Origin of the sequence: Asanoa sp. NPDC050611, from assembly GCF_040654855.1 — a bacterium.
Taxonomy (GTDB): domain Bacteria; phylum Actinomycetota; class Actinomycetes; order Mycobacteriales; family Micromonosporaceae; genus Asanoa.
This window is the reverse complement of the sequence record NZ_JBFAIU010000444.1, coordinates 1-5,169: the sequence shown is the minus strand read 5'-3', so window position 1 is coordinate 5,169 and position 5,169 is coordinate 1. Positions and strand designations below refer to the sequence as shown.

The following is a 5,169-nucleotide window of genomic DNA, read 5'->3' as shown; positions in this document are numbered from 1 at the left end:
GGGAAGTGCGCCAGGGCGGCGTCGAGCAGGGTGCCGGCGAGGTCGAGCCAGCGTCCGTCGAGAGTGGCCTGGTGCACCGCGCAGAACGCCTCGGCAGCGTGGCGTCCTGCACCTCGACGACCGACCCGGTCGCCCGGCCCCGCAGGCGGTTGCTCAGGCCCACGAACTCCGCCACGAAAGGCGTCGCCGGTGTGCGGTAGACGTCCTCCGGCGAGCCGATCTGCTCGAGGCGGCCCGCCCGCATGACACCGACGCGGTCCGCGATGGCCAGCGCCTCCTCCTGGTCGTGGGTCACGAACAGGGTCGTCGTGCCGACCTCGAGCTGGATGCGCCGGATCTCCTCGCGCAGCTGCACCCGGACCTTCGCGTCGAGCGCCGACAGCGGCTCGTCGAGCAGGAGCACCTGCGGCTGGAACGCGAGCGCCCGCGCCAGCGCCACGCGCTGCTGCTGGCCGCCGGAGAGCTGCTGCGGGTAACGGTCGCCGTGGGCGGCCAGGCCGACCAGCTCCAGCACCTCGCGGGCGCGCGAACGCCGCACCGCCGCGTTCTGGCGCCGCAGGCGCAGGCCGAACTCGACGTTCTCCACCGCGGTCAGGTGCGGGAACAGGCTGTACGCCTGGAACACCATGCCCATGTCGCGCCGGTTGGCGGGCACGTTCGCGATGTCCTTGCCGCCCACCACGATCCGGCCCGAGTCGGCGTCCTCGAGACCCGCCAGGATCCGCAGGGCCGTGGTCTTGCCGCAGCCCGACGGCCCGAGCAGGGCCACGAGCTCACCCGGTGCCATGTCCAGATCCAGCCCGTCCAACGCGTGCACCCCGCCGAACTGGCGGCGCAGGGCCTCGAGGCGTACCCCGGACGACGTCACGATGTCTTCCTTTCCCGATGGCGCCTGCGACCGGCGAAGGAGAGCAGGAACAGCAGTACGAACGCGAGCACCAGCGCCGCCAGCGAGACCGCGACCGACATCGTCGCGCTGCTCTTGCCGAGCTGGTTGATGGCGACCTGGATGTTGTCGCGGTTGAGCAGGGACGCGATCGTGAACTCGCCCAGGACCAGGGCGACGGTCAGGAACGCGGCGGAGAGCACGGCCGAGCGGATGTTCGGCAGGACGACCTTCCACATGACCGTCGCCCAGCCGGCGCCGAGACTGCGGGCGGCCTCCGACAGCGTCCGCACGTCGATCGCCGACAGGCCGGCGTCGATCGCGCGGTACGCGAACGGCAGCGCGAGAATCACGTACGCGAAGGTGAGCGTCAGCGACGACCCACCGACGAAGTAGACGACCCAGGCGTACACCGGTGCCAGCCCGACCACCAGCACGATGGCCGGGATCGTCAACGGCAGCAGGCTGACGAACTCGACGAGCCGCCGCAGCCGGGGCAGCCGCAGCCGGACCCAGACCACGGTCGGCACCAGCAGCACCAGCGTGGCCGCCGCGGAGAGCAGCACGAGCCAGAACGACGCCTTCATGCCGGTCCAGAGGATGGGGTACGCCTCGCGCAGCGCTCCCCAGTCGAAGAAGACCCGCCAGGTCTCCCACGAGAAGCCACCGCCGGCGCCCCGGGTCGTGAACTCGAACATCGCGACCAGCGGCAGCAGGAACAGCACCGCGAACAGGGAGACGACGACCCAGCGCAGGGCCCGCTGCCGGCGGGCGCGCCGCTGTCTCAGTCCAGCCATCGTGACGTCCTTCGCTGAAGCAGGCCGTAGAGCCACATGACGAGCGCGACGACCACGACCATGCCGAGCGCCATCGCCTTGCCGAGGTTCTCGCGGCCGAGGAGCACCTCGCTGGTCAGCGCGGAGCGGATCTGCAGCGGCACGATCGGGCTGCCCTGGCTGACCAGCGCGGCCGCCGTCGCGTACGCCGAGAACGCGTTGGCGAACAGCAGCAGGGTGGAGCCGAGGAACGCGGGCGCGAGCAGGGGCCCGGCCACGTGCCGCCAGTAGTACCAGGTGGACCCGCCGAGACTCTCGGTCGCTTCACGCCACTGTGGACGCACGCCGTCGAGCGCGGGCAGGAACACGATGACCATCAAGGGAATCTGGAAGTACGTGTAGACGAGCACCAGACCGGGCAGGTCGAAGAGCCACACGCCGCCGGAGAAGATGTCGACGCCGAGCGAGTCGCGCAGGAACACCGTGACGAACCCGCTGATGCCGATCGTGGCGATGAACGCGAACGCCAGCGTGACCCCGCCGAACTGGGCCAGCACGCCGCAGGCCGAGGTGACGAGCCGGCGCACGACGCTGTCGGGTCCGGCGGTCACGACGGCGTACGCGACCAGCGCGCCGACCGCCGCGCCGAGCACGGCGGTGAGCGCCGACAGCGTGATGCTGCGGACGAAGGCGTCGACGATGTAGCCGTCCGCCAGCGCCTGGATGTTGGCGAACGTGGGTCGGCCGTCGTCACCGCCGAACGCGCCGATCACGACGACGAGCGTGGGTATGAACAGGAAGACGGCGACGAAGACGAAGAACGGCAGCACGCCGAGCAGGTCGGCGCGGCGCCGACCACCCCGTACACGCGGAGTGGTCGGCGCCTTGACCTGGTCGAGCGTCCCCGTCGTGGGGGCGGTCATCAGCGGTTAACCGACTGCCTTGGCCCAGTTGGCGGCGAGGTAGTCGTTGGCCGACTTGGTCTGCGCGTCGGTCAGGAACACCGGCGTGCCGCTGACGGCCGGAAGCGCGTCGTACAGCGTCTTGTCGAGCGTGCCGGCCGCCTTCATCGCGTCGGCGCGGACCGGGCGGGCACCGCCCTTGAGCCACAGGTTCTGGCCCTCGTCGCTGTAGAGGAACTCCTGCCACAGCCGGGCGGCCGCGGGGTGCGGCGCGTCGACGTTGATGGCCTGGACGTAGTAGGAGCCGAGGACCGCGTTCGCGGGTACGACGGTCTTCCACTCGACCTTGCCCTTGAGCTTGGCGCCCTGGGCCACGTTGAGGTAGTCCCAGTCGAAGACGACCGGGGTCTGGCCCGACTCGATCGTGGCCGGCGTCGGGTCGAGGGGCAGGAAGTTGCCGGACTTCTTCAGCTCGCCGAAGAAGTCGACGCCCTTCTTGATGTCGTCGGCGGAGCCGCCGTTGCCGAGCGCGGCCGCGACGACGCCGTTGAACGCCGCGCCAGCCTGCGTCGGGTCACCGTTGAGGGCGACCTTGCCCTTGAACGCGTCGCCCAGCAGGTCGGCGATGCTCGTGGGGGCGGGCACCTTCGACGAGTCGTAGCCGATCGACATGTAGCCGCCGTAGTCGTTGACCCACGTGCCGCCGGCCTCCTTCAGCGCGGCCGGGATGTCGTCCCAGGTCGTCACCTTGTACGGGGCGAAGGTCGCGGTGTTGGCCAGCGCCACGGACGAGCCGAGGTCGAAGACGTCGGGCGCGCCGCCCTGACCCTTGAGCTGCTTGGCCGCGTTGATCTCGTCCTGGCTGGAGGCGTCCGGCTGGGCCGAGTTCACCTTGATGCCGTACTTGGTGGTGAAGGCCTTGATGATCTCACCGTAGTTGGCCCAGTCCGGCGGCAACGCGATGACGTTGAGCGTCCCCTCCTTCTTGGCGGCCTCGACCAGCTTGTCCATCCCGCCGAGGTCGCTGGCGCTCGTCGCCTTCGCCGCGTCGCTCGCGGCGGCCTCGTTGTTGCTCGAGGGCGGGGAGCAGGCGGACAGGCCGACCATCGCGGCGGCGACCGCGACCATGGCGGTACCGCGGGCAATAGAGAATCGCACGGATTTTCCTTTTCGCCGATCCGCAGACAGGACCGGTCTCATAGATTCCAAGCCGGCTCAGCCGGCACCGCGATCATCATGCGTCGGTGTGGTGAGCACGTCGCGCAACGGCGGGAGGCGCCTTCGTGGCAATTGCACGAAGCCACGATGACCAGGCAGTTCACCTGCCGGCGGGATGTCGGCGATCGTCCGGAACCTGCCCGCGCGTCACGGTCGCGTACGCGGTCCGTCAGCAGCGGCGGGGGTTCGACGACCCCACCAAGCCTCGTGTCCTGTGGCAGGCTGCACGGCATGCAGCAGACCGCTCACCTGGCCGGGTTCTTCGCGGCACACGGCATCTGGTCCGTCTCCGACGGCGCGACCCTGATCCCGATGCTCGGCTACGAGCAGGCGGACGGTGAGCGCGGCATGATCCGGTTCGCCGCCGACGACATCGGGGCCGGCGCGGAGGCCGGCCGGCAGGCGCTGCTGGCCAACCCGAACGGTGCGGCGCGGGCGGTGCTGGTGGTCGACGCCTACCTGCATCTGGCCACGGGCCGGGTCGACGCGCTGGTCGTCGAGGCCGTCGAGTACGGGGCGCAACCACGCACCCTGATGATCGGCGTCCCGTACCGCCCGCAGCCGAGCCCGGGCGGGTTCGCGGTGCACCGGCCGAAGGTGCTCCAGCATGCGGAGGCGGCCGACGCCGCGTTCTTCGCGGCGTTCTTCGCGGGCGTCGACTCACACGAACAGGCCGCCGCGGTCTGGCAGGCCAACCTGGACGAGTCGATCTGACGGGTTCAGCCGTTCGCAGCGCGCCTGCGGTAGTACGCCCAGGTGATCGCCAGCAGCAATGGCCCCCAGAGGAGCAGCGGCACGTAGCAGGCGATCACGAGAGCCTCCCACCAGGCGTTGGTGAACTCGAGACCGCGGCCGGGCGAGCCGGCGAGGGTGAGGCGGAAGAAGTTCACCGTGGCGAAGGTCCAGATCGCCGTCAGGGCGAGCGCACCCGCCGCGGCCACGATTGTCGCGGGCAGCGGCGGCACGCGCCGGCCGCCGAGGAGCGGCAGCCAGCGCGGGAAGACCTCGCCCCAGGGCCGGACGAGCCCCAGCGAGAGCAGGCTGACCGCCTCCGAGAGGACGGTCAGGCCGAGGACGTAGAACACCCCCCAGCCCCGCACCAGGCCGGCCGACGCGTCGACGCCGGCGGCCCTGCTGATGCCCATCGAGAAGCCCAACGCCACGCCCACCCGCCACAGCCCGGACGGCAACACCAGCAACGTGATCAGGTGCGCCGCGCGTACCGTCCACGGCCCCGGCGCGCGTCCCTCCGGAAACGCGGCGGCAACCGTCGTCATGACCGCCCCCTACCCGCTGACGGCCGCCGCCCGCCGGCGGCCTCGACGGTTTCCACCCTCCTGCCGGTGGCGGGAGGGTCGCCAGGGCTTATCAGCGTGCTCTCAGCCGG

The 5,169-nt window shown here is 70.8% G+C and carries 6 protein-coding genes; 1 reads left to right on the top strand and 5 read right to left on the bottom strand.

Translation table 11 applies throughout. The annotated features are described in order from the left end of the window. From AB0H87_RS37645 to AB0H87_RS37630, 4 genes are all read right to left on the bottom strand, one after another. On the bottom strand, window positions 1–868 hold an 868-nt coding region (locus tag AB0H87_RS37645; protein WP_360157214.1), incomplete at its 3' end, for an ABC transporter ATP-binding protein. Beyond that, the gene (locus AB0H87_RS37640; protein ID WP_360157211.1) at window positions 865–1,683 is read right to left on the bottom strand and encodes an ABC transporter permease subunit; all 819 of its coding nucleotides are present in this window, start codon (window positions 1,681–1,683) and stop codon (window positions 865–867) included. The genes AB0H87_RS37640 and AB0H87_RS37645, both read right to left, overlap by 4 nt. Continuing rightward, the gene (locus AB0H87_RS37635) at window positions 1,671–2,585 is read right to left on the bottom strand and encodes an ABC transporter permease (protein ID WP_360157208.1); all 915 of its coding nucleotides are present in this window, start codon (window positions 2,583–2,585) and stop codon (window positions 1,671–1,673) included. Before AB0H87_RS37635 ends, AB0H87_RS37640 begins: the two co-directional genes overlap by 13 nt. A 6-nt stretch (window positions 2,586–2,591) precedes the next feature. Then, window positions 2,592–3,692, bottom strand: coding sequence for an ABC transporter substrate-binding protein (locus AB0H87_RS37630; RefSeq protein ID WP_360157205.1), 1,101 nt, complete (start codon window positions 3,690–3,692; stop codon window positions 2,592–2,594). Window positions 3,693–4,013: 321 nt separating this feature from the next. Between AB0H87_RS37630 and AB0H87_RS37625 the strand changes: the two genes are divergently transcribed. Further along, window positions 4,014–4,496 (top strand): hypothetical protein, encoded by a 483-nt coding sequence (locus tag AB0H87_RS37625; RefSeq protein WP_360157202.1) that lies wholly within the window; start codon window positions 4,014–4,016, stop codon window positions 4,494–4,496. Between the two features lie 5 nt (window positions 4,497–4,501). Here AB0H87_RS37625 and AB0H87_RS37620 read toward each other — a convergent pair whose 3' ends face one another. Further along, window positions 4,502–5,059: a hypothetical protein gene (locus AB0H87_RS37620; RefSeq protein WP_360157199.1), complete on the bottom strand. Its 558-nt coding sequence runs from the start codon at window positions 5,057–5,059 to the stop codon at window positions 4,502–4,504. Window positions 5,060–5,169: the final 110 nt, after the last annotated feature.

Bases quoted from the DNA above. Each gene is read 5' to 3' on its own strand.
- AB0H87_RS37640 (WP_360157211.1), bottom strand. From the start codon at position 1,683: ATGGCTGGACTGAGACAGCGGCGCGCCCGCCGGCAGCGGGCCCTGCGC.
- AB0H87_RS37635 (WP_360157208.1), bottom strand. From the start codon at position 2,585: ATGACCGCCCCCACGACGGGGACGCTCGACCAGGTCAAGGCGCCGACC.
- AB0H87_RS37630 (WP_360157205.1), bottom strand. From the start codon at position 3,692: ATGGTCGCGGTCGCCGCCGCGATGGTCGGCCTGTCCGCCTGCTCCCCG.
- AB0H87_RS37625 (WP_360157202.1), top strand. From the start codon at position 4,014: ATGCAGCAGACCGCTCACCTGGCCGGGTTCTTCGCGGCACACGGCATC.
- AB0H87_RS37620 (WP_360157199.1), bottom strand. From the start codon at position 5,059: ATGACGACGGTTGCCGCCGCGTTTCCGGAGGGACGCGCGCCGGGGCCG.